Source organism: Thermoactinomyces sp. FSL K6-2592 (assembly GCF_038006465.1).
Lineage (GTDB): Bacteria > Bacillota > Bacilli > Thermoactinomycetales > Thermoactinomycetaceae > Thermoactinomyces > Thermoactinomyces vulgaris.
Genome location: NZ_JBBOVH010000001.1, coordinates 1655919 through 1680613 on the forward strand (window position 1 = coordinate 1655919; position 24695 = coordinate 1680613).

The 24695-nt window shown below is 47.9% G+C and carries 23 protein-coding genes, 1 pseudogene and 1 other annotated feature; of the genes and pseudogenes, 9 read left to right on the forward strand and 15 right to left on the reverse strand.

Annotation, left to right across the window (positions count from 1 at the left end; translation table 11 throughout):
• Positions 1-35: 35 nt before the first annotated feature.
• The 4 genes and pseudogenes from NYE37_RS08680 to NYE37_RS08695 all read right to left on the reverse strand — a co-directional run.
• A complete protein-coding gene (locus NYE37_RS08680) occupies positions 36-626 on the reverse strand; it encodes a lysophospholipid acyltransferase family protein (RefSeq protein ID WP_037995299.1) in 591 nt (196 codons plus the stop codon).
• Between the two features lie 3 nt (positions 627-629).
• A complete protein-coding gene (gene cmk / locus NYE37_RS08685) occupies positions 630-1298 on the reverse strand; it encodes a (d)CMP kinase (protein ID WP_049719988.1) in 669 nt (222 codons plus the stop codon).
• 307 nt (positions 1299-1605) lie between these two features.
• Positions 1606-2952, reverse strand: a complete 1347-nt coding sequence (ypeB, locus tag NYE37_RS08690) for a germination protein YpeB (protein WP_049719987.1) — start codon at positions 2950-2952, stop codon at positions 1606-1608.
• Between the two features lie 15 nt (positions 2953-2967).
• Positions 2968-3330, reverse strand: a pseudogene (locus NYE37_RS08695) (cell wall hydrolase); the annotation flags it as partial.
• A 503-nt stretch (positions 3331-3833) separates the two neighbouring features.
• Here NYE37_RS08695 and NYE37_RS08700 point away from each other — a divergent pair.
• The gene (locus NYE37_RS08700; protein WP_049719986.1) at positions 3834-4808 is read left to right on the forward strand and encodes an asparaginase; all 975 of its coding nucleotides are present in this window, start codon (positions 3834-3836) and stop codon (positions 4806-4808) included.
• Between the two features lie 71 nt (positions 4809-4879).
• Here the strand turns inward: NYE37_RS08700 and NYE37_RS08705 are convergent, their stop codons facing one another.
• Together NYE37_RS08705 and NYE37_RS08710 are read right to left on the reverse strand one after the other, a co-directional pair.
• Positions 4880-5860, reverse strand: coding sequence for a YpdA family putative bacillithiol disulfide reductase (locus NYE37_RS08705; protein ID WP_329605866.1), 981 nt, complete (start codon positions 5858-5860; stop codon positions 4880-4882).
• Positions 5861-5922: 62 nt separating this feature from the next.
• Complete coding sequence (locus NYE37_RS08710; RefSeq protein WP_049719984.1) at positions 5923-7203, reverse strand: Glu/Leu/Phe/Val family dehydrogenase; 1281 nt, start codon at positions 7201-7203, stop codon at positions 5923-5925.
• Between the two features lie 134 nt (positions 7204-7337).
• Here NYE37_RS08710 and NYE37_RS08715 point away from each other — a divergent pair, with 134 nt between their 5' ends.
• The gene (locus tag NYE37_RS08715) at positions 7338-8018 is read left to right on the forward strand and encodes a PIG-L deacetylase family protein (protein WP_049719983.1); all 681 of its coding nucleotides are present in this window, start codon (positions 7338-7340) and stop codon (positions 8016-8018) included.
• Between the two features lie 36 nt (positions 8019-8054).
• Here NYE37_RS08715 and NYE37_RS08720 read toward each other — a convergent pair whose 3' ends face one another.
• Positions 8055-8645 (reverse strand): genetic competence negative regulator, encoded by a 591-nt coding sequence (locus NYE37_RS08720; RefSeq protein WP_037997674.1) that lies wholly within the window; start codon positions 8643-8645, stop codon positions 8055-8057.
• Positions 8646-8805: 160 nt separating this feature from the next.
• Positions 8806-9390, reverse strand: a complete 585-nt coding sequence (locus tag NYE37_RS08725) for a CPBP family intramembrane glutamic endopeptidase (protein ID WP_049719982.1) — start codon at positions 9388-9390, stop codon at positions 8806-8808.
• 110 nt (positions 9391-9500) lie between these two features.
• Between NYE37_RS08725 and NYE37_RS08730 the strand changes: the two genes are divergently transcribed.
• The gene (locus tag NYE37_RS08730) at positions 9501-9710 is read left to right on the forward strand and encodes a ferredoxin (protein WP_037997672.1); all 210 of its coding nucleotides are present in this window, start codon (positions 9501-9503) and stop codon (positions 9708-9710) included.
• A 38-nt stretch (positions 9711-9748) separates the two neighbouring features.
• Here NYE37_RS08730 and NYE37_RS08735 read toward each other — a convergent pair whose 3' ends face one another.
• Positions 9749-10075, reverse strand: a complete 327-nt coding sequence (locus NYE37_RS08735; protein ID WP_037997669.1) for a rhodanese-like domain-containing protein — start codon at positions 10073-10075, stop codon at positions 9749-9751.
• Positions 10076-10189: 114 nt separating this feature from the next.
• Between NYE37_RS08735 and NYE37_RS08740 the strand changes: the two genes are divergently transcribed.
• The 3 genes from NYE37_RS08740 to NYE37_RS08750 all read left to right on the forward strand — a co-directional run bounded on the left by NYE37_RS08740 (position 10190) and on the right by NYE37_RS08750 (position 12302).
• Complete coding sequence (locus tag NYE37_RS08740) at positions 10190-10684, forward strand: inorganic diphosphatase (RefSeq protein ID WP_037997666.1); 495 nt, start codon at positions 10190-10192, stop codon at positions 10682-10684.
• A 119-nt stretch (positions 10685-10803) separates the two neighbouring features.
• Complete coding sequence (locus NYE37_RS08745; RefSeq protein ID WP_037997663.1) at positions 10804-11202, forward strand: GntR family transcriptional regulator; 399 nt, start codon at positions 10804-10806, stop codon at positions 11200-11202.
• Positions 11199-12302, forward strand: a complete 1104-nt coding sequence (locus tag NYE37_RS08750) for a DUF1648 domain-containing protein (protein ID WP_037997661.1) — start codon at positions 11199-11201, stop codon at positions 12300-12302. The genes NYE37_RS08745 and NYE37_RS08750 overlap by 4 nt, the downstream gene beginning before the upstream one ends.
• A gap of 34 nt (positions 12303-12336) precedes the next feature.
• Here NYE37_RS08750 and NYE37_RS08755 read toward each other — a convergent pair whose 3' ends face one another.
• Positions 12337-14523: an ATP-dependent helicase gene (locus NYE37_RS08755; RefSeq protein ID WP_131470934.1), complete on the reverse strand. Its 2187-nt coding sequence runs from the start codon at positions 14521-14523 to the stop codon at positions 12337-12339.
• 99 nt (positions 14524-14622) lie between these two features.
• Positions 14623-14851 (forward strand) — a binding site (T-box leader).
• Positions 14852-14920: 69 nt separating this feature from the next.
• Here NYE37_RS08755 and NYE37_RS08760 point away from each other — a divergent pair.
• Genes NYE37_RS08760 through NYE37_RS08770 form a run of 3 tightly spaced genes read left to right on the forward strand, consistent with a single transcriptional unit; the run spans position 14921 to position 18389 of the window.
• Positions 14921-16078 carry a pyridoxal-phosphate-dependent aminotransferase family protein gene (locus tag NYE37_RS08760; protein ID WP_340711927.1) on the forward strand — a complete coding sequence of 386 codons (1158 nt, stop codon included), beginning with the start codon at positions 14921-14923 and terminating at the stop codon, positions 16076-16078.
• Positions 16071-17651 carry a phosphoglycerate dehydrogenase gene (serA, locus tag NYE37_RS08765; RefSeq protein ID WP_049719979.1) on the forward strand — a complete coding sequence of 527 codons (1581 nt, stop codon included), beginning with the start codon at positions 16071-16073 and terminating at the stop codon, positions 17649-17651. Before NYE37_RS08760 ends, serA begins: the two co-directional genes overlap by 8 nt.
• A 42-nt stretch (positions 17652-17693) precedes the next feature.
• The gene (locus NYE37_RS08770; RefSeq protein ID WP_340711928.1) at positions 17694-18389 is read left to right on the forward strand and encodes an SDR family oxidoreductase; all 696 of its coding nucleotides are present in this window, start codon (positions 17694-17696) and stop codon (positions 18387-18389) included.
• 49 nt (positions 18390-18438) lie between these two features.
• On the opposite strand, the gene NYE37_RS08775 is transcribed toward NYE37_RS08770, so the two are convergent.
• From NYE37_RS08775 to NYE37_RS08795, 5 genes are all read right to left on the reverse strand, one after another.
• On the reverse strand, positions 18439-20253 hold the full coding sequence (locus tag NYE37_RS08775; protein WP_049719978.1) for an ATP-binding protein: 1815 nt from the start codon (positions 20251-20253) through the stop codon (positions 18439-18441).
• Positions 20250-20966, reverse strand: a complete 717-nt coding sequence (locus tag NYE37_RS08780) for a response regulator transcription factor (RefSeq protein ID WP_037997548.1) — start codon at positions 20964-20966, stop codon at positions 20250-20252. Before NYE37_RS08780 ends, NYE37_RS08775 begins: the two co-directional genes overlap by 4 nt.
• Positions 20967-20991: 25 nt before the next feature.
• Positions 20992-22194 (reverse strand): c-type cytochrome biogenesis protein CcsB, encoded by a 1203-nt coding sequence (ccsB, locus tag NYE37_RS08785; protein WP_037997546.1) that lies wholly within the window; start codon positions 22192-22194, stop codon positions 20992-20994.
• Between the two features lie 12 nt (positions 22195-22206).
• Entirely contained in the window at positions 22207-23781 is a 1575-nt protein-coding gene (locus NYE37_RS08790; RefSeq protein ID WP_231564643.1) for a cytochrome c biogenesis protein ResB, read from the reverse strand.
• 113 nt (positions 23782-23894) lie between these two features.
• Complete coding sequence (locus NYE37_RS08795) at positions 23895-24614, reverse strand: pseudouridine synthase (protein WP_037997544.1); 720 nt, start codon at positions 24612-24614, stop codon at positions 23895-23897.
• Between the last annotated feature and the right edge of the window lie 81 nt (positions 24615-24695).

The following is a 24695-nucleotide window of genomic DNA, read 5'->3' on the forward strand; positions in this document are numbered from 1 at the left end:
TGAGCCTCTGAGTTTCCTCACCTTTTCGATGATCTTCATTCCCTGTTTTCATTTTGCATCGAACGGATTTCTTCCATCACCCGTTCCGTCAATTGTTTCGCCGTTTTCATGTTTGCTTTTTCCTGTAAATACGGCGTGATGTCAATGGGGGGACCATAGGTGATCTTGACCGGACGAAACAACCGGTAAGGTCCGGTGATGTTGACCGGCACAATAGGTGCTTTCCCCTTCAGGGCAACCAATGCGGCACCCACATGAAAATCCAACAGCTCCCCTGATTTGGAGCGGGTCCCCTCCGGAAAAATCCCCACGACTTTTCCGTCTTTAAGGAGTTGAATGGCTGTTTTCAACGATTTCAAATCCCCGGCTCCGCGCTTGACGGGAAAAGCCCCGAAACGGTGGATCAAACCACTCAGAACCGGAATGCGAAACAACTCCTCCTTGGCCATAAAATAAACCTGACGCGTCGTGGTGATCCCCACTAAAGGCGGATCCAAATTACTGATATGATTGGAACATAAGACCACAGGACCCTCTTTGGGAATATGCCCTTCCCCCTCAGACTTGAAGGGATAGAGCAAAGCCATCAAAAATCGAACAATGGCACGTGAAACACGGTATAACATATCTTACTCCTCATCGTTTAATTTGTTACGACAAAGTTGAAGGATCTTTTCGACAACTTCCGAAACCGGGCAATCCGTCGTATCCACCAACACCGCATCCTCTGCCTTTTTTAACGGGGCGATTTCCCTCATGCGGTCGTTTTCATCGCGTTTCGCCAGTTCCGCTTTCATTTGTTCGAAATCCACTTCGATCCCTTTTGCTTTCATCTCCCGGTATCGACGCATGGCCCTTTCTTCAATGGACGCCGTCAAAAACACTTTTACATCGGCATGCGGCAACACATGCGATCCGATATCCCGTCCGTCCATCACAACACTCCGGCCTTCGGCGATCCGTTGTTGGATGTTTACCAGGATGCGGCGAACCCCGGGCATTTTTGCAATGTTTGACGCAAGTTGCGACACTTCGGAAGTGCGAAGTTCATCTTTTAAGGGCTGTCCGTCGACACAGATTCCATCCGGATGCAGATCGATTTGAACCGATTCCGCAAGCTGAGTCATCGCTTCCTCATCTTCCGGATCAATCTGGTTCTGAAGCGCTTTCCATGCAATTGCCCGATACATGGCTCCTGTATCCACATAAGTTATTCCAAGGCGCTTTGCCACTTGGCGCGCCACTGTGCTTTTTCCGGCACCTGCCGGACCGTCAATTGCCACTGAAATCCTACTCATTGATTCTGTTAATCCTCCCTGAAAGTCGGGATGAAAATGATAAGAGCAGGCGTAGCCTGCTCGATTGGAAATACTTTATTCGATTCAAGTAAATTCCTCTCGACAAACTAAAACGCAACTGCTACCTGATCATATCAACTATGTATTTCCTTTTTAAGTAAAAACATGAAATTCGAGCGAATGACATCGCGCATCACGATAAAGGAAACCTGTTAAAAGAATAACATAATTTAGTCATAGTTGCAATGAAAACAATTAAATGAGCCGATCTTATTATATCGGCCCATTTAAAAGTTTAAACAAAAAATTAAATCTGATCGGCGTCTGCTTTTTCAATCCGCTCCACGTACTCTTCCTCGCCGGTTTTGGCATTTAAGAAGACGCGATACTGATTGTCTTTGATGGTACCCAAAAACTCATGGCACAATACCGGCTGCCCGTTTTGGTTATAAATCACCGCAAGCCCGTTCTTCTGCACTTTCAAATACGGACTCAGTTTTTTCCTGGCCTCTTCCACCGTCAATTCCGGTTTGGTATCGACCACTTTGAATTGATTAAACACATATTCATCAGCCTGCAGCCCCATGATTTCCCCGTTATCCAACGCCACTTTGACGGCGAGGGTTTGCGGATAAATCATCACTCCGTTCAGCCGGCGGACAAACGTATATGACAAAATGTTGGCCGTTTCATCGTAGGCAACCGGTTCCATGTCCGGATAACCGATCCGTTCCAAAAACTGTTCCGCTTTTCTCAGCGCTTGCTCAGAAGAAATTTGTTTCTTTTTCACCGGCCGGTCAAACACCATCCATACCAGATGGCCTCCTTTGGTGGTCATTTCCGTGTAAACATCGGTGTTACCGGCTCCCTTGTAACGGACACTGTATGTCTCAAAATCTCCGTTTTTGTTTTTCGCCACTTCCATGCCTTTGGTTGTTTTTTTGCCAAAGGCTTTTGCGACAATTTCCCTTGCTTCTTGCGGTGTGATCTTCTTGCCGGAAATTTGATTGGCACGCTCTCTTTCCCGTACTTCCATATTATTCACAGCGGGTCCCCAATCCACTTCCGGGAACTCTTTCACTTTCTGATTCACCAACTTAAAGCCGTCAATAATGGTGCTGTCCATTTTCTTGTCTTCAGTGGCGATCGCCAGTTCGACATCCATCCAGCGCAAGTTGTTGTCCAATACCTTATGTTGCACATTTTGCAACTCATGGGTGATATTTTTGGATTGATTATAAAGTTCTTGCAGTGTGTTCCATTCTTTTTCACTCAAAGGCTCCTTGTTAAAATCGCGAATTCCGACTTGGTAGGCAAAACGCCCTACTTTTGCCAAATATTTTTCAGCCTGGTCAAAAGGAACCAACGTGAGCGGCAATTGTCCGATATCGTTTTGTGCCGCATAGGCCAGTCTCCACACATTGGTCATTGAGGTTGCCAACTGCTTGGGGGATTTCATTGCCAGCGACTTTCCCAATTCCCCGTGCAGACGGTCCAAATTCTCGTTCAAATCATGGAAAGCCCGTTGATAGGAGTTTTCCGCTTTAATCAAAACGGCATTTTTGTCTTGATATTCCTGGTATCCCCAGGCTGCTGTCCCCACCAGGGCCACCAAGGTAATCGGAAACAAAATGGCCGCCACTCTTTTGTACATGAGATCACATCCCCTTTAATCACAGAAAATATGTTTTCCGATTTTCTTTTTTTGCGGACGGGACCAGATCCATTTGGAGGTGGCTGTTTCCGGATTGAAATAATAAACCGCCCCTTCCGCCGGATCCCATCCGTTTATGGCATCCATCACCGCTTTGCGGGCTGTTTCATCCGGTTCCATCCAAATCTGTCCATCCGCCACGGCGGTAAAAGCCCCCGGTTGAAAAATGATCCCGGAGACGGTATCGGGAAAACTTTCACTTTCCAAGCGGTTTAAAATAACCGCGGCGATGGCGACCTGTCCAATATAGGGCTCGCCACGCGCTTCACCGTAAACCGCCTGGCTCAACAGCCGGATTTCATTTTCACTGAATCCTCCACTCGATTTTCCGGCATTTGCCGCATGAACCTGTCCCCGGTCTGCAGAAACCGTACAAACCATCATCAGGATCAGACAAAACCAAACGCTGATCGACACAAACCTTTTCACCGTTTCTTCCTCCGTTTTTCATTTCTTCCAGTAGTTTGAACGGCCAGCCGGTGATTTATGCAATAAGAAAAGAGAGCCATTCGAGCTCTCTTTTTTCAACCGGTTCTTTATTTGTCATCCAATGAGGTATAATCAATTTCAAAATCCGAATCATTATCGCACAAGCATTTCTTAAAGCCTGTCTGCACTTGCCCCTTTTTCATCCTGCCTTTTAAAATAAACCGTTCGCCACATTGATTGCATTGGATTCTGACCATGTATCTTTCGTTTTCCTTCATTCTTTCACCATCCAAACCACTTGATAATCCTATTATTGACAGGGAATACTGGATTCCATACGATAGATTTGGTGTAAGCCGCAAACACGGACGGATGGAAAGGATGTGAACCGCTTGGATCAAAAAGTGGTTGTGATCACAACCGGAGGAACCATCGCCATGTCTCAATCCGATGAGACCGAAGGCGTCAAACCGGAAGATCCGACAGCATTACAGGACACACTGCCGTTATTGAACAAATATGCAAAAGTGGAAATGGACCATTTCCTGAACCTGCCCAGCCCCCATATCACGCCGGCCATCATGGCTCAAATCGCCGGGCGGGCCAAACACTTCCTGGATCAAAATAACGTGGCGGGGGTCGTCATCACCCACGGAACGGATACCCTGGAAGAAACCGCATACTTCTTGAGTTTGGTCCTTCCCCAAGATAAGCCGGTTGTCATCACGGGTGCCATGCGAAGCCAAAACGAACTGGGTGCCGACGGCCCGTACAATTTGGTCAACGCCGTTCGCGTCGCCTCTGACGAAACAGCCAAAGGCATGGGAACCCTTGTGGTGTTTAATGATGAAATTCATTCCCCCAAAACGGTGACCAAAACGCACACAAGCAATGTTGCAACTTTTCAATCCCCGGGATTGGGCCCTCTTGGCATGATCACAAAAAAAGAAATTTTGTTCCAACGGCAAGCGATCAGTGAAAAACAACTGCCGTTAAAACCCCCGGCGCATCAAGTCGCTCTCATCAAGGCGGTCTCCGGAATGGACAGCTCCTTGATCGAGTGGTCGATTCACCAGGAAATGGACGGGCTGGTCATCGAAGCATTGGGACAAGGCAACCTTCCTCCCATGATGTTACCCGGAATCCGAAAAGCACTTTCCCGCAACATGCCGGTCGTGCTGGTTTCCCGGTGCTTTAACGGAGTGGTGCTCGACACTTATGAATACGAAGGGGGCGGAAAACAATTAAAAGAGATGGGGCTTTTGTTCTGCAACGGGATCAACGGGCCCAAAGCACGGATCAAACTGATGCTGGCCCTTCAACAAACAACCGATCTCAAAGAACTGGAGCCTTACTTTCAAATGTAAAAAAGGCCACATCGTGGTTTCAAAAGGAAAGCGGAGGGGCCTCCCTCCTGAAACCACCACACATGCCTTCATTACGCTTTGAATTTCTTCTTCAAATCCTCGGCAATAAACCGTCCGTGGTGTCTTCCGTTTTCAATAAAGATTTTGGTGGAATCATGACCGGTTGTGACCACCCCGGCCAGATAAAATCCGGGCACCGTTGATTCCATCGCTTCGGATAAAACGGGAACACCGGTTTTCGGATTCACTTCCCCTCCCAATCTTTTCAAAAATGTGAGATCGGGCCGGTATCCGGTCATCGCAAACACCACATCAGCCGGAATGGCCATTTTCTCCCCGTTTTTTCGAATCACCACGGAATTTGGCAAAATTTCTTCCACTTCCGATTCCCAAAACATCTCTATGCGTTTCTTTTCAATCGCAGTTTCAATCACCGGGCGCACCCAGGCTTTCACACTGCCGTGAAAAGCTCTTTTGCGGTAAACCATGGTCACCTTGGCTCCGGTATAGTAAAGCTCCAAGGCCACATCAATGGCTGAATTGCGGCCTCCGATGACAACCGCTTTTTGGTCGGCATAGGGATGGGCATCATGAAAATAATGATGGACATGCGGCAACTCTTCACCCGGTATTCCCATCCGCTGGGGATTATCATAATAGCCTGTTGCCAGCACCACCGCTTTCGCCTCGTAACGATGTTGTTCCTCTCTTTTTCGGGTTCGGACCACAAATGCATCCCCGTTCTTTTCAATGTCCAAAACTTCTTCATAAGTACGGATATTTAACTGAAAATATCTGGCCACGGTCCGGTAATAAGCCAACGCCTCGGCGCGGGTCGGTTTTTCATTTATAGTGGTAAAAGGAATTCCCCCGATTTCCAGATTGTCAGCGGAACTGAAAAAAGTCATGGATAACGGATAATGATAAATGGAATTCACCAGACACCCCTTTTCGATGATAAGCGGATCAAATCCTTCCTTCTTCAGTTCAATGCCGGCAGAAATTCCGCAGGGTCCGGCTCCGACAATAATAACATCTGCCAAGTGAACCACCTCCAAAATACATGCAAAAGAAGAACACCCCGCAAAGGGTGTTCTCCAAGTCTTTTATTATACTATACCCAGCCACGAAAACGCGATGCTTCCGCCATATTTCTCACGCCGACCATATAAGCGGCCAAACGCATATCCACATTTCGTGTTTGAGCCGTGCGATATACATTCTCAAACGCTTTCACCATGATTTTTTCCAATTTTTCCTCGACTTCTTCTTCCGTCCAATAATAGCCCTGGTTGTTTTGCACCCATTCAAAATAAGAAACCGTCACACCGCCGGCACTGGCAAGCACATCCGGCACCAACAAAACTCCGCGATCATTCAGGATTTTGGTCGCTTCCAAGGTCGTCGGACCGTTGGCGGCTTCCACCACGATATCCGCCTTGATCCGGTGTGCATTTTTGGCGGTGATTTGATTTCCGACCGCGGCAGGCACCAGGATGTCACAATCCAGCTCCAGCAATTCCTGGTTGGTTATCGTGTCTTTGAACAGATTGGTCACGGTGCCAAATGAATCGCGGCGATCCAGGAGATATTCAATATCCAATCCGTCCGGATCATAAAGGGCTCCATAAGCATCGGAAATCCCGATCACCGTGGCACCGGAATCATGCATGAATTTGGCCAAATAACTGCCCGCATTTCCAAATCCCTGAATCACAACCCGTGCATTTTTGAGATCAATGTTCCGCTTTTTCGCCGCTTCGCGGATCATCAAAGTCACGCCTTTGGCCGTCGCTGTTTCCCGTCCGCGTGAACCACCGAGCACCAACGGCTTTCCGGTAATAAATCCGGGAGAATCAAATTCACGAATCCGGCTATATTCATCCATCATCCATGCCATGATTTGCGAGTTGGTGTAAACATCCGGAGCCGGAATGTCTTTGGTGGGACCCACAATCTGACTGATCGCCCTCACGTAGCCGCGGGACAAACGTTCCAATTCCCGAAATGACATATTGCGCGGATCGCAAACCACGCCGCCTTTACCGCCGCCATAAGGAAGGTCGACAATCCCTGCTTTTAAACTCATCCAAATTGACAACGCTTTCACTTCTGTTTCAGTGACATTCGGATGGAAACGGACGCCGCCTTTGGTAGGTCCGACCGAATCATTATGTTGTGCCCGGTATGCAGTGAAAACCTTGACGGACCCGTCGTCCATCCTCACGGGAATCCTAACCGTCAAAACCCTTAACGGCTCTTTCAACAATTCATAAACCGCTTCTGAATAACCTAATTTTTCTAAAGCTTCTTTGATCACGGTTTGCGTGGAAACAAGAACATCCATGTTTTCTTTATCTTCTTGATGACTTTCTGCAACTGATTGTTGTGCCATCCTGACCACCTCAGAAAAAATACTACTTTTCATTCCCTTTAAACATATCTAAGTATACAATATTCCTCAGAAGAACTAAACTCAAAAAACAAGCGCCCTACACCACTACGTTAAACAAAGAAAGGAAAATCATCATGTGTCAAAAAATATTGTACGTATTTGCCCATCCCGATGATGAAACCTTCAGTTGCGGGGGAACCATTTGTCACTTTCATCAATTGGGATACGAACAGATTCTTTTTTGCGCCACCCGTGGCGAAGCCGGCAAAACCGGCAACCCTCCCCTGTGCACGCAGGAAGAGCTGGGGGATGTCCGGACACAGGAACTGAAAAATGCGCTGTCCATTTTGGGAATGGACCGGTTGATCCTTAAAAATTACGGTGACGGACGTTTGGCCGGGCAGCCTTTTTCGACCATCGTCGATGAACTGTGTTCCGTGATGAATGAGATTCGCCCCGATCGGATTATCACCTTCCCACCGTCCGGAATTTCCGGACATCCGGATCATAAAATCATCCAAAAAGCAACACTTACAGCTGTGCAAAATATTTCTTTCCCAACCAAACTTTACTATATTGTCATACCAGAATCAATTGGCCATTTTTATTCCTCTCCCGTTTCCTTTGTACCGGACGAGCATGTAACCGAAAAAGTGGATGTAAGCCCTTACCATCAACAAATCGCCAAAGCACTGGCCGCGCATAAAACCCAGCATCTGTCCGTCGAACGCGTCTTTCCGGGGGTCCTTTCAGGCAAAACCGGCCAGCTGCGAAAATTTGAGCATTTCCAATTGGTTGTGGATAAAACATCATGAAAAGCGCACCCGCCTGAAAACGGGTGCGCATCTATGTCATCCAAAATAATGGGATATTTGTTGAACCGCATGATCTTCACAAACCACTTTCCCGTATTCCTGCAAATAAGGAATGGTACACGTGGACATTTCCCCGAATTCGGACAAGATGGCCACCAAGGTTCCCAAATCATCCGATTGCATCTCTTGCCCGAAAAGGAGATAGTAACGATTTTGAAAAGCGTAAACCTGTCCTCCTTGGGTAAGATGTTTCACGCGATGGGCGGCCTGCACCAAATTTTCAAAGTCATGGAAACAGAAAACCAGGTCCTTTGTTTCCTCCATCGTCACTTCCAGTTCATAGATTTCCGGATCTTGGCTGATTTCCTCCGCCATATCGCCCGGAGCCTGACCACGGGTGACGACAACCACCATCCCCTGTGCAGGCAATGCAAACACTTCCACAGCCACGGGTCCGGTCACTTCAAATCCTAACTCCTGATAGGCATGTTCCATCATGTCATTAAATAACTCGTGCACTTTGGGGATATCCCGCCAAATATCCTCTTTTTCGATCCCGCGATCAGCCAAATCATCCAAAGTGAGGAAAAAGCGGATTTTATCTCCCCCAAGCCGTTCGACACGCATGGCCTACCCTCCCTCGCTGGAGACCTTCCCCTATACCTTATGTGAAAAAAAAGATCATGTGACGGGGCAAAGTCTCCTTTTTCTATATTCATCATACACAATCAACAACTCTCTTGCCTAGATCAGCATATAAAATAATTAAAACATCTTGAAGTGGCTGTCAAGTTTTGAGCTTCCTTCCTCCTTTTGCCCTGTAACGGATGAACAATCCCGAAACAAAGTCGATCAGCCCGTGCGCAATCACGGCGGGAGTGATGTTGCCGAAACATTCCGTTAACCAACCGAGCCCCGCACTGATTGCAAAAACAGCGGCCACCAGCAACCATTTTTTCAAATACCGCGTATGCAAGAGCACAAACACAACACTGGTCATCCAGATCCCCAGCCATTCCTGGAGAACTCCCCGGAAAAACATCTCTTCCGAGACCGCCGCGACCACCGCAATCACAAGAACATGCACCACGGAGCGATTTTCAAACAGCAGTTGATTCAAGCCCCCGTCGTCCAGCCAGCTTTTGGGGACGCAGGCCATGAGCACGGCGTCGATGGACAGAATCAATCCTCCTGCACCGATTCCCCACAACCACATATGTATATCATGAAAGGAGAATAAATGCTCCAGTGATTTCTCTTGCCACCATAAAGCGACGGCACTGATTGCAAATAACAGTAACTGGGTAATATAAAAGGCGAACAGCACTTGCTTCGCCGCAGGTGATGAATCCTTGGAAGCGTGTTCCCTCATGGTCATCCCTCTCAATCCGCTTCTTGCAATTCCAACCAATTCGTTCTAAAATGAGGGTTGGTAGTGGACTTAGCTCATTGGTATTTATTCACGGGAGGAGATTTGTACTTATGCGCACTTGGGTAGATAAAGATACTTGTATTGCTTGTGGTGCTTGCGGAGCAACGGCTCCCGACGTGTATGACTATGACGAAGACGGCATTGCTTATGTGATTCTTGATGACAACACCGGAACCGCTGATGTTCCTGAAGAACTTTGGGAAGATGTCCGCGACGCTCAAGAAGGCTGCCCCACGGACTCCATCAAAGTCGAGGAATAATGCCCACAAGCTACCCGGTTTTTTTCCGGGTAGCTTTTTCATTTTTCAAATTCCTCCAAATACAACCGGACGCGTTGAATTCCCCCTTCAACATTCACCACATCGGAAAACCCTTGTTGGAGCAAATATTGCGCGGCATAGAAGCTGCGGACGCCATGGGCGCATATCACATAAATTTTTTGCTGCTTATTCAGTGCATGAATTTGCTGATGCAATGTCCCCAACGGCATTAACTTCGAGTCTTCCAAATGATAATCATGCCATTCTTCAGGTTCGCGCACATCAATGATCACCATTTCATCCTTCTGTGGCTTTTGGCTTTGAACCTTTTTCGCAAACTCTTTTGCAGAAATTTCACTTATCATATTTACTCCCCTTTTTTATGATTGTAGCATACCCGGGGTGCCTTCTTTATTGCGAATCTGTAAAAAAACGTCTACAATGATGGTTAGGTTATACATACCAAAGGAGGAACAAAGATGTCCAATCCACTCGTAGTTGATGCATTCATTGAAATTCCGACCGGAAGCCAAAACAAATACGAATACGATAAAGAACTTGGCGTATTCCGACTGGACCGGGTTCTTTACTCTCCCATGCATTATCCGACCGAATACGGTTATCTTGAAAACACCCTGGCGGAAGACGGGGATCCGTTGGATATTTTGGTCCTGACTTCGTTCCCGACCTTCCCGGGTTGCGTGATTTCCAGCCGGGTGATTGGCGTGTTGCTGATGTCGGATGACAAAGGACCGGATGAAAAATTATTGGCCGTTCCGGTTGACGATCCCCGTTTTGACAAAGTCAACTCCTTGGAAGACGTGGCTCCCCATGTGTTGAAAGAGATCGAACACTTCTTCCAGGTTTACAAAGACCTCGAAAACAAAGAGACCAAGATCGAAGGTTGGAAAGATGCCGACTTTGCGGCTCAACTTTATGAAGAATGTCAAAAACGGTATCAAGAAAATAAATAACGCTTATTGAAAAAGCACCTGAAAGGATCAGGTGCTTTTTTTGTGCCTCCTGTTGCCCGTTCAATTTGTTTGTTATATTATATATATAACATATAGAATAAACGGAAGGTGGTGGAAAGGTGCAAATTTTTTTGGACTTTGAATCAGATGAACCGATTTATTTGCAGTTAAAGCATCAAATCATCGCCGGGATCGCCAAAAAAGAATTAAAACCGGGCGACCGCCTTCCTTCGGTAAGAGCCCTGGCTGCTGACATCGGAATCAACCTGCACACGGTCAATAAAGCTTACCAACAGTTAAAACAGGAAGGCTTCATCTTGATTCACAGACAAAAGGGCGTGGTCGTTCATCCGGAAGGGGTTCCGGAAGCGGATGAAGCATACCGGACAAAACTGGAACAAGCCCTTTCTCCCCTGATCGCCGAATCCGTGTGCCGCGGAATCGGGGAAAAGGAATTTCAACAGCTTTGCAGACGCTTGTTTCAAAAATTCACCGACAGGGAAGGTGACAACCCGTGAGTACAAGTGTGTTACTGATGTGCCTCATCATGATTCCCGTATTGATTTCCCTTTGTTTCATTCCCTATTGGACCAGACGGACAGAAAGTTTTGGCGTCTCCATCCCGGAAAAAGCTTATCATCTTCCGGAACTTAAAAAGATGCGCAAGCAATACGCCTGGATCATGGCCGGTATCGGATTGGCCGTCCTTGCCATGTTTGTTCCGGGATCCATGGTATTAAACGACGAGGAATCGCTCGGCCTTTGGTTTGTTTTTCTTCTTCTTTTTTATCTGGCTGCCCACTTTCTGGCTTACTTAATCTTTCACCGAAAAATGAAAGCATTGAAACAACAGGCCGATTGGGGAAAAGAGAAAAAACAGATGGTGGTCGTGGATACCAGCTTTCGCCAAGAAAAGCTGACTTACTCCCATTTATGGTTTTTGATTCCCTTTTCCCTGACGCTGGCCACTTTGATCTTTTTAATCCATTTTTATGAACGGATCCCGGAAAAGATCCCCATGCAATATGACTTTAACGGAAAGGTAACCCGCTATGCGGAAAAATCTTACCGGACGGTTCTCTTTCCACCGGTGATGCAAGTCTATTTAACCCTGTTGTTTTTATGGATCAACATCATGATCGGCAAAGCCAAACAACAAATCAGCGCGGAAAACCCGGGAAAATCCATCCGGCAAAATGTGATTTTCCGGCGCAGATGGTCCCTTTTCACCATCCTTTCCGGAACCGCTGTGGTTTCGATGTTCTCTCTGTCATCCTTTTCATGGATTCACCCGGTTTCCGCGGGACCGGTGACTGCCGTTTCACTTGTCATTACCATCGGAATTTTGATCGCCGCACTTCTCATATCCTTTACAACGGGACAAGGAGGAAGCCGGGTCAAAGCGGTTTCCGGCAAAAACGGGGACATGATCAACCGGGATGATGACCAATACTGGAAGCTCGGACAGTTTTACTTTAATAAAAACGATCCGGCAATTTTTGTGGAAAAACGCTTCGGGATCGGCTGGACCAATAATTGGGCTCATCCGCTTTCCTGGATCTTCATCCTTCTTGTCATCGGTCTTGCGTTTGCCATTACCTATTTTTTTGGAAATTGACAAAAGGTCAGGGAACCTGTGTCCCTGACCTTTTTCATGCCTGCCGGATCAATCCCAACTGCCGGGATAATTCATAGTGCAAGGATTGCCGCTCGCCTTGAAACCGCACCAGAATTTTTCTGCCGGGAGCCACCCCTTCAATGGGAACAACATCTTCAATGACCCCGGTTCCGAACCGGGTATGGTGAATCTGCATGCCGATGGTGATTTCTTCATGGATAAATCGCATTTGCGGTTGTTTTTTCAGATCGGACAGTTTTACAGGGGAAGCGGATTCCGGCTTCTTTTCCGTTCCCCCTTGTGCCCTCCGGTTTTCCCCGGTGATTCCGATGTCTTTTAAAAACGGGGAAGGAGCGGTTCTTTTCCCCTGCCTGGTTTTGGTCGAAGACAAAATCAGTTCTTTTCGCGCACGGGTCATTCCCACATACAACAAGCGCCGTTCTTCTTCCCAAGCGGCACTTTTCCGTTCCTCCGCCACCTGAAGGCTCCGGTGATGCGGAAGGGTTTGCGCCTGTAAACCGATAATGAAAACCCGGTCAAACTCCAGCCCTTTGGATCGGTGAAGCGTCATCAACTTGATTTTGGCCGTGTCGGGATTGCTACGTTTCAACGCTTCTTCCACTTTTTCCGCATGCGCGAGCATCTCCGTGAGATCAGAAAAACTTTCCGCGGCGACCATCAGTTCATCCAACGGTTCGATCAACTGCTCGAGATCCGCCCCCGTTTCCTTCGCAAATGCTTCCAAATACCGGTCATATCCCGTTTGAAACCGCAAATGCCGGATCGCTTCAACCGGTGAGCATGCCTGAATTTCGCGCAGATCTTTTCCCAGCTTGTCCAAATGGCGGACCTGATACGGTTCCAGTCCCGGCAACGCCGGTAATGTATCCACCAGCGACCGCCCGCTTTTTTTGGACAGGAACCAGCATGCATCGATCCATTCTTCTTGAAACAAGTAACGTTTGGGTTTGTTGATGATGCGGATCAAGGCATCCAGATCATCCGGATCATTGACAAGACGAAAATAAGAAAACAGATCTTGGATCTGCCACCGGCGGTAAAAAGAAAATTCCCCTGACATATAAAAAGAGATGCCCTTTCGTACCAACGCATCGACCAAAGCGCGTGCCTGAGTGGCGGTTCGAAACAATACCGCCGTGTCGGTGCCGTCCTGGATCCGGAAAAGAATCCGTTCAGCTTCTTCATTCTCGTCTTCCGGCTCCATCCATTCCACGTCCGCTCCGTCCTTCCCCAGTCCATGCCGGACTTTGGCCTGTCTGAAGCGGTTTTTTTGGATCAAACGTTCACTGGCTTGAATGATCGGATCGGCGGACCGGTAGTTGGTGGTCAAGATCAATCGCTTCAAATCGGGAAAATCTTTTTTTAATTGCAGCATGATTTCCGGATCGCTTCCCCGGAATCCATAAATGGATTGATCATCGTCCCCGACGGCATACAACAGGCGGTGCCTGGAAGCCAACCGGACCAGAATATCGTATTGAATCCGGTTGATATCCTGAAACTCATCCACCAATATATGTATCAACCGTTCTTGCCACCGCGCAAGAAACTCCGGTTTTTTCACCTGATGGTACATCGCCAGCAAAATATCATCATAATCCCAATAATCCTGCTCCCGTTTCCATGCTTCGTATAAAGAATAAATTTCCCGAAACAAGATGTTTTTTTGCTTTTGGACTTTCATTCTGGCCGGAAGAATGGCATGCGCTTTACATAATCCGATTTGCTGAAGATAAGTGCCGATCGTGTCATCATCGGTGGGCTGGTTCAGTTGGGACAAGATGTTGCGGATGGCTTCTTTTTGCCTGCCGTCTTTCAACAAGGGAGGAATTCTCATGCCGCTATCCTTTAACATCAAAAGAAACAAAGAATGAAACGTTCCGATCCACAGTTTGTCCGTTTCCACGGGATTCACTTCCTGTAAACGGCTTTTCATCTCTCGTGCCGCTGCCCGGGTGAACGTCACCACCATGATCTGTCCGGGCGGTGTTCCCTGTTCCATCAAATATAAGATTCTTCTTGTCAGCACCGTCGTTTTTCCGCTCCCCGGCCCGGCAAACACCACGGTCGGCTGGCAGGGTACCGTTACGGCCTCTTGTTGTTTGTCATTCAATCCGGACAAAATGTATTTCGTTCCGCTGATCCCCACCGCTTCTCCTCCTTTCCTCCGGATCGCCATCGACACAACTGAATAATTCAATGTTAACACAAACCTTTTTTTCTATGCCTCAACATTTTTCTTCTTTACGGGTTGACAGTACTTCCCCGCCATGTTACATTATTTATCAAAATTCAGATGATTAAAGCGATGAAGGAGCCAAGCATCAGCCGGCAAACTCTCAGAGAGCCGATGTTTGCTGCGAATCGGCAGTTTGCCCGATGTGGAGCACTCCTGAGCGGTCTGCTGAAAGAATGAGTAGGCAGATCCGGATGATCCGTTACATCATGAGTCCTTTTCGGACTTGATGAGGCAATTGGTGCGAACCAATTGCGAACGAGGGTGGCACCACGGACCTTACGTCCCTCACCTGTTGCCACAGGTGTGGGGATGTAAGGTTTTTTTTATTGACTTTCACCTTGGATAGGAGGAGATCTTCATGCCATTGAAAGACAAATATCATCTTCGCATTCCCGGTCCGACACCCGTTCCGCCTCAAGTCCAGCGCGCCATGACACAGCCGGTGATCGGGCACCGGAGCCGCCTGGCTTCCCAATTGATTCATGAATGTTCCGAGCGGCTGAAACCCATCTTCGGGACCGGACAGCAACCACTCATTGTGGCAGGCAGCGGAACTTCGGCTTTGGAAGCGGCTGTCGTCAACACCTTATCCCCCGGGGATGAAGCCATTGTCGTGGTCACCGGTGCATTCGGCGACCGCTTTGCCAAAATCGTCGAAAAATACGAGATCGATTTGCATCGCTTGGATATTCCCTGGGGAAAAGCATGCGAACCGGAGCAACTGGCTGACTTCTTAAAGAAACATCCCGGCGCCAAAAGCGTCTTTCTGACTTATTGCGAAACATCCACCGGCGTTTTGAATCCCGTTCCGGAACAGGCCCGAACCGTCCGGCAACATTCCGATGCCTTGGTGATCGTTGACGGCGTCAGCTGTGTCGGGGCGGTTCCCTGCCAAATGGATGATTGGGGAGTCGACATCATGGTGACCGGTTCCCAAAAAGCACTGATGCTGCCTCCGGGGCTTGCTTTTCTTGCCGTGAGCGAGCGCGCATGGCAAGTGATTGCCGGCAACCGGCAACCCCGTTTTTACTTGGATCTGGAAGCGTATCGCCGGAAACTGGAACAGGAGGACACCACTCCTTTCACCGCAGCCGTCTCCCTATTATACGGTTTGAAAGAGTCTTTGTCCCTTTTGGAAGAAGAAGGATTTGAAAATGTATGCTCCCGGCATGAACGTCTCAAAAACATTACCCGCGCCGGCATCCGGGCTTCCGGCCTAACCTTGATGGCCGATGATCGCCACGCTTCCCCGACTGTCACCTCCATCGATGCGTCGCAAGAGAAGTGGGATGTGGAAGCGTTCCGAAAAAAATTGCAAAGCCACGGTTTTTATGTTGCCGGCGGACAACAACACCTGAAGGGGAAAATCTTCCGAATCGGGCACATGGGTTACTGTGACGAGTGGGATATCCTGACGGTTCTTGCTGCCGTTGAAGTCACTCTTTCGCAAATGGGACAACCCGTTGAACCGGGAATGGCCACCAAAGCAGCACAAGAGGTGATGATGAATGTTTAAAGTATTGATCACCGATCCGATCAGCGACCAAGGGATTGAAAAATTACAACAATCCCCGGATATTCAAGTAATCCAAAAATCAAAATTATCTCGAGAAGAACTGCTTACAGCCATCGAAGATGCCGATGCCCTTTTGGTTCGCAGCCAAACCAAAGTAACCGCCGAAGTCATCGATAAAGCCCGGCGTTTGAAAGTGATCGCACGTGCCGGGGTCGGTGTGGACAACATCGATGTCCATGCCGCCACACAAAAAGGAATCATAGTGGTCAACGCTCCGGATGGCAATACGATATCCACCGCTGAACATACGTTTGCCATGTTGTTGTCATTGGCCCGCAATATTCCGCAAGCGTACCATTCCCTGCTGCAAGGCAAATGGTTGCGCAAAAAGTATGTGGGAACGGAATTGAACGGAAAAACCCTCAGCATCATCGGACTCGGACGGATCGGATCGGAACTTGCCAAACGCGCCAAAGCATTCCGGATGAACGTGATCGCATACGATCCTTACCTGTCCAAAGACCGGGCTGAAAAATTGGGCGTCACCAAAGCCAGGTTGGAAGAAGCGATCGAAAAAGGCGATTTCATCACGGTACACACGCCGTTGACCAAAGAAACCAAACACTTGATCAATCATGACATGTTTTCCAAAATGAAAGATGGTGTCCGGATCTTAAACTGTGCCCGGGGCGGGATCATCGATGAGGAAGCCCTGTACCAGGCCATTTTGGACGGAAAAGTGGCCGGAGCCGCACTGGATGTGTTTGAGTCGGAACCGCCCGAGGATCATCCGCTTCTTTCCCTGCCTCAGGTGATCGCGACTCCGCATCTGGGAGCCTCCACCGTCGAAGCCCAAGAAAATGTGGCACTGGACGTTGCGGAAGAAGTGCTTCACATCCTGCGTGGGGAACCCTTTAAAAACGCCGTCAACCTGCCATCCGTCCCCGCCGAACTGAGACAAAAACTGCTTCCGTATCAAGAATTGGCCGAAAAGCTGGGAAAATTCGTCTCCCAGATCAGCAACGGCGCCCTGTCGCAAATCACCATCACCTATGGGGGGGAAGTGGCTGAACTGGATGTTTCCCCACTGACCCGCACGGTATTAAAAGGAGTGCTTTCCCATTACTTATCCAATGTAAATGATGTCAATGCCCCCCATCTCGCAAAAAAACGCGGCGTTCAAATCGTGGAACAAAAAACGATGGCAAGCCATGGTTTCACGCAATATATCCGGGTTGAAGTGCATACCTCCAAAGAAATCCGCAGTGTGGCGGGAACCCTGTTAAACGGCTTTGGGCCCCGCATTACCAAGGTGGACGATTATCCGGTGGATGTCACCCCCAAAGGGCATCTCCTGTTTATTCAGCACCAGGATTTGCCCGGGGTCATCGGACGGGTTGGAACGTTGCTTGGAAGCGAAGATGTCAACATTGCAACCATGCAAGTGGGGCGGCTGGGAATCGGCGGCCAAGCCATCATGATTCTTCGAATTGACAAACCGCTGACCAAAAACCTGATTGATTTGATTCTGCAAATCGATAACATTCAATCTTTGCATGAAATTGATTTATAATAGAGATTCAGAATCAATGTGTCAGGATTGGAGGAAAACGGTATGGAAGCGGAGCAAAAAATCGCCATTGTGACAGGTGCAAGCAAAGGATTGGGCGCTGCCATCGCCCGACGCCTGACCAAAGAAAACATCAAAGTTATTGCCACGGCCCGCAGCACCGAAAAACTGAATGAATTGGCCGGGGAGTTCCAAGGCACCATCGATCCCGTCGCTTGCGATGTCACAGATTCCCGCCAAGTCAAAAAAGTCATGGATGATACTATCGAAAAGTACGGCCGGCTGGATATCCTGATCAACAACGCCGGTCTCGGATATTTTTCGCCCGTGGAAGAATTAAGTGAAGAAGAATGGGACGAAATGATGAATGTCAATTTGAAGGGCGCTTTTCTTCATTGTAAATATGCCATTCCCCATTTGAAAAAGACCGAAGGGCACATTGTCAATATTTCCAGCATCGCCGGAACCGAGGCATTTGCTTCCGGAGCCGGATATTGCGCATCCAAATTCGGATTGATGGCATTGACCGATGCACTGACGCTCGAATTAAAACCTCATCAAGTCAAAGTATCGGCTCTTTGCCCGGGGTCGATCAAAACCAACTTTAACAACTACAAAGAATACGCCATGGAAGCGGAACAAGTGGCCGAAGCGGTATGGACCATTGTTTCAGCACCCAAAGGGGTGATTTACAATCAGATTTTGATGCGCCCCTTGGTTCCCAAAGCGTTCCAAAAGTAACTTCCTTCCCATAAAAAAAGCACGGATCCTTAAGATCCGTGCTTTTTCTTCAGCCTATAAAAAATTCATTATTCTCTTCGATCCGAAGCGGCAATTCAATCATAAACACCGTTCCCTTTCCGGTCTCGCTTTTGACAGAAACATTGCCTCCATGCGCATCCACCAGGTGTTTGACAATCGACAAACCGATTCCGGTTCCTCCGGATTGGCCCCGGGTCCGGGCTTTGTCCGCTTTGTAGAAGCGCTCAAACACAAAGGGCAAATCTTCTTCCGGAATTCCCGAACCGGTATCTTCCACATCGATGTTCACTTTTCCGTCTTCGACACCGACGTGTACATAGACGTTTCCTCCACTCGGAGTATGGCGGATCGCATTGTCGATCAGATTGGTCAAAACCTGCTCAATTTTATCTTCATCCCAATAGACAACCGGTTGCGATTCTTCTTTGAAAACGGCAGCCAACTGAACATTGCTCTCCTTCGCCATTCCCTGGAATTTGCGGATCACGCGCTGGATAAACTCATCCAGAGGAACTTCCGTGGGAGCGATTTGAATATGCCCGGATTCAATACGGGCAAGGTCGAGCAATTCACGGACCAGACGGCTCATCCGTTGAGACTCTTCATTGATCACTTTCGCCAATTCCCGGCGCTCTTCCGGTGTGTCGGCAATGTCATCCATCAAAGCTTCACTGTAACCTTGCAACATTTGCAACGGGGTTCTCAGCTCATGAGAAACATTGGCAACAAAATCTTTTCTGAGTTTGTCCAATCTTCTCTCTTCCGTGACATCCCTCAACACTGCCACCACCCCGCGCACCTGGTCCCCGGTATCGGTGTAAAGCGGGGACATGACCACCACCCATGTCCGTCCCCGGGCGGTGATATCCCCGGTATATTCTTTATGGTCGTCGGTCACTTGTCTGAAAAGATCTTGCAACGGCTTGGGCAAAGCATCTTTGGGTGTGTCATCTTTCCACTGCGCGAGAAAACGGTCGGCAATGGGGTTGGTCAAAATGATTTTTCCATATTTACTGATGGTCAAAACGCCATCCGACATACTTTTTAAAATGCTTGCCAATTGTTCTTTTTCTTGTGACAGCTGATGAATCGAGTCTTCCAGTTGGGAGGCCATCCGGTTAAACGTCATCGACAACTCGGCAATTTCGTCCCGTTCATGATAGCGGACCGGAACCCGGGTGGAAAACTCTCCGCGCGCCATTTTTTCCACCGCTTTTTTCATCTGCACCAACGGAAGGGAAATCCGGGTTGACAAGAAAAAGGCAAAAATGGTCGTCAACACAATGCCGATCAGCGAAGAGTAAAAAATCCACCGTTTGATGTCCGTCTCGCTCAACTGTTCCTGGGTTTGATAAAGCACGATCGCACCCACCGTTTTGTCGTTGACAATATGCGGAACGGCAACAAGCAAGACGTCATTTTTAAAGAACGGAAAATTTCCCGGATCGGACTTTACCCGGACTTTTCCCTGAATAAAAAGCGTTTCGCCTTTTAACACCCGGTTTAAATCATCTTGCGATAAAACTTCCTGCCAGGGAACGTTCGGCACATGGGGAGAAACCCCGTAGTTGCTCACCGATCCGCTGGCATCCAACGTGACGATATATGTATGGAAAAGTTCAGAGACTTGCAGGACATTATTCAGATACTGGATATGATCATATCCGGGTTGATTAAACTTTTTCTGAATCTCTCCAGCAAGTTGCTCCAAACTTTTCTTCTGGTCACGAACATAAGTTTTCTCCACTTGTTCATTCAAAAAGAGATTTAACAGCACCAACACCAAGGAAACAAGAATGATGATGGTGATCCACAGCTTGCCGACTACACTTCTCCAAATCACTCTTTCGGCACCTCTAGTTTGTAACCGACTCCCCACACCGTGGTGATCATCTTCGCCGCTTTGGTGGAAGCGCGGTTCAGTTTTTCACGCAATCGTTTTACGTGTGTGTCAACCGTGCGCAAATCCCCAAAAAATTCATAATGCCATACATCCCTCAACAACTGTTCCCGGGTAAAAACCTTATCGGGAGATTTGGCCAAATAATAAAGCAGCTCATATTCTTTCGGTGTCAATTGGATCTTTTTGCCGCCCGCTTTGACTTCATGGGCATCATGATCAATTGTCAGTTCAGGAAACACAATCACATTATGCGTTTCAATATTGGTGGTCAAGAAGGCAGTCGCCGAGGCCCGGCGCAACACCGCTTTCACCCGGTGTACCAATTCCCGGGGGCTGAACGGCTTGACCACGTAATCATCGGTTCCGGATTCAAACCCTTCCACACGGTTGGCTTCTTCTCCCCGGGCCGTCAGCATAATCACGGGCGTTGCTTTTTTCTTTCGCAATTCGGCACAAACATCCAATCCGTCCATCCCCGGTAACATCAAATCCAGCAAAATCAGGTCATAGTTTTTATCCAGCGCCATTTGCAAAGCTTTTTCGCCATCTTCCGCTTCTTCGATTAAATAGCCTTCTCTTTCCAGATACATGCGAAGCAACCGACGAATGCGGTCTTCATCATCCACCACCAGAATCTGATACTGTTTGTCCAAGTTACTTCACCCCTGCTGCTTTGATTTACGCATATGAATGCAAACCGGTGATCACTAGATTAACTGCGATCAAATTAATCATGATAATCACAAAACCGCCAACCGCCAGCCATGCCGACTTCAACCCGTGCCAACCGCGGGACAGCCGCAAATGCAGATAAGCGCTGTAAAAGAGCCAGGTAATGAGCGCCCACACTTCTTTCGGGTCCCATCCCCAGAAACGGCCCCACGCTTGATGAGCCCAAATCATTGCAAAAATCAGCGCGCCCAATGTAAAAATCGGGAAACCGATTGCAATCGCGCGGTAAGAAATTTCATCAACCAATTCGCTGTCCAAGTCTTTCACCAGCGGATGAAGCGCTGTTCGAAGCGGCTTTCTCAAGATCAACCGCAAAAGCCCGTATAAAATCAGTCCGGTAATCACAGACCAAATGACGGAATTCAATTTGCTTGCCGCTTTTTCTCCCTTCATCCAGCCGGGACTTTCAAACAGCGGTTCATTCAGGCCCGGGAAGGAATCCATTTGAATGATTTGGCTGTCAGTCGGACTCACGATGGGAGGAAGAGAGTACTCTTGAACATTTGCCTCCCCATCAACAGTATGCGAAAATTTCGCTTCATAATCAACGAGGCCAAATGCAAATTGAACAATACTAAATCCAAGAAACATCAAAACAATCAACAGGGTGGTTTCCAGCCAAAAAGCATTTTTCCCTGCTTTCTGATTCCCGACGTTTTTAACCAGATAAATTAATCCGGCAATAAAACCAATCCCAAAGGCCCCTTGCCCCAGCGCCGCCGTCGACACGTGAATCGGCAACCAGTAGCTTTGCAAGGCCGGGATCAGCGGCTGGACATCCCGCGGGAAAACAGAAGCATAAGCCAGCAAAACCACAGCCAGAGGCATGACAAAAGCCCCTAAAACAATATTTTTATAAATAAAGTAAACAATTACAAACGCAATGACAATGGCATAACATAGAAAAGCCGTAAATTCAAACATGTTGCTTGTCGGGAAGTGGCCACCGATCATCATTCTTGTGATAATGAACAAAGTTTGAAAAACGGCTCCCACGATCGCAATTCCGACGGCAATATTTCCCCAGCGTCTTTTTCTTTGTTCACTTTTTTCATTTTTGTCTTTGGAGATTCCCATCACAAACGCGACAGAAGAAATCAAATATAAAAAGAATGTTCCAAAAAGGAGATTCTCCATCAATTGTTCCATCGTCTTTTCCCCCTATTTTTTCGCCGGCTTCAAGTCATAATCTTTCAATACATCCAGCGCAGACAGTTCGCGGTAAAAACTGTACCAGTTTTTGTTGGTGTGCCCGCCAACGTATAAGGAACCGTCGGTCACACGGACCCAGACCCGGCGATGGTGCCAGTAAAATCCCATCACCAGCCCGATCATGCAAATGAATCCTCCCAAAAAAATCACCGGCAAACTTTTATCGACGCGTACCATGAGCCCGGAGGAATTCACCGTGTGGATATTGGCCAGATCAATGTTATAGTGATTGTCTTTCAACAAATCGCCCAAGTCCTGACCGGAGATAACCCAGGATTTCTCTCCCGTTTTCGCTCCTTTTTCCCGGACTTCAAAGACAAAAGCCGGGCGGTTCGGTTCCTGCGATTTGGTCACCGGTCGATTGTTTTCCATGGCAAAGTCCGGATAATATTCCAGTGCCCGGACTTCCAAATTTCCGACCGGATAAACCTGGTCCTTCCGGAGGTTATTCAAATCAACGGTAAAGGTTCCCAACTCTTTTTTCGTATTTTTCTCCGTGACTTTAAAAGAAATTTTTTGGAGCAATCCGGTCTCAAAGCTGGATTGATATAACAACAAGCCTTTGTATTTCAGCGGTTCATTCACAATGATCGCATGCTTTTTGACCGGCTTTAACTGCCCCGTCTGCTTGTCCTTTTCATACAACACGGCATTGGTTTGGTATTTCTTGACAACCGGTCCTTCATCCTTGCTTTGTTGATCATAAAACTCCATGGTGAAGCGCTCATTTTTCACATAATACGGTGTCTCCGGAACTTTTTTGGTTTCCCCTTCCCGGACCCACAACGTTTCATTCAGATACCATCCGGGCACATACCGCAGCAAAACCCCGAATAAAAAAATAATCAACCCGATATGATTGATGTAAGGACCCCATCTGCTGATCCGTCCTTTTTCTGCAAGAAGCGCCCCGTTTTCGCGCCGTATGTGATAACGTTTCTTGCTCAATGCTTGCGCGATCTCATCAATCTTTTGCTCCGGGTATTCGTCGGTCACATGCTCCACATGCGAAATCCGTTGCCGGCGGATAAATTCCGGGCTTTTGGTCACGGTTTGGTTTTTAAGCGCTTTATACAGAGGAACAACCCGGTCCAAACTGCAGACAACAAGCGAAACCCCGATCATTGACAAAAGCAGAAAAAACCACCAGGAGTTGTACATATCCGAAAAACCAAGTGCATAATAAAGTTTTCCCCAGATTCCATAGTGCTCCTCATAGTAACTCTTTGGATCGGAAGAGGGGACATATATTTCTTGAGGAAAAATGGTGCCGATTCCGGCGGCGATCAAAGTAACGACAATCAAAATAATGGCAACTTTCACTGAGGAGAAGAACTGCCAGACCCGGTCAAACGGGGAGGGTTGTGCCATTTGGGAACGTCTTGCTTTTCCTTCATAGCGCATCTCCTCAGCAATATTTTCCTTTTCTTTGATGGTCTTGTCCAGCGGTTTTCCGCAGTACTCACACAATATGGTGCCAACAGGGTTATTGTGTCCGCACTCACATTTGCTGTTATCTATCACGCATGACTCCCCCCCTGTGATCCAATCACGAAAAACTCCATGATTTCATTAACTAATTATACATTTAAGTTTGGTTTTCGATTAGGAACATGTGACGATGATTTGAAAGTTGTTCACAAAATCTCTTTTTTTAACCGTTGAATTTCTTCATCCGTCAATTCCCTGAATTCCCCCTTGCTTAATCCTTCCAGCGTCAAAAATCCAAATCGGACCCGGATCAGATGAATCACCTGGTGCCCGACCGCCTTCAACATGCGCCGGACCTGTCTTTTTCTCCCTTCATGAATCGTCAGTTCCAACCGGGAGGTATTGTCCCGGCTGGAATGGGAAAGAAAGCGGACTTTGGCCGGGGCGGTCCATCCATCCTTCAGTTTCACACCCTTTTCCAGCTGTTTTAACGCTTTCGGGCCGGGTTTTCCCTCCACAGTGGCAATGTATACTTTATTTACCTTGTAACGCGGATGAAGCAAACGATGGGTCAGTTCTCCATCATTTGTCATGATCAGCAGACCTTCGGTATCGTAATCCAGCCTCCCGACCGGGAAAACACGCTCAGGGATATGGCGGAAATAATCAGCCACCACTTTCCGTCCCTGCGGGTCATGCATACTGGTAATCACTTGCTCCGGTTTATAAAACAAAAATGTCCTTTTTCTCTCCAACACGACCGGCCGGTCATCCACCTCGATCCGGTCTTGGCGGGGATTCACCTTGGTTCCCAGCTCGGTGACCCGTTGTCCGTTGACTTTCACTCTCCCGGAACAGATCAATGCTTCCGAACGTCTTCGGGAAGCGACTCCCGCCTGTGCCAACACTTTTTGTAAACGCTCCATGCCATGCTCACCTCTTAGTCATCTTAACTGTTTACAAAGTTTCGTACAAGTCAAACCGGACAGCCCTGTTGTTTTCAGACA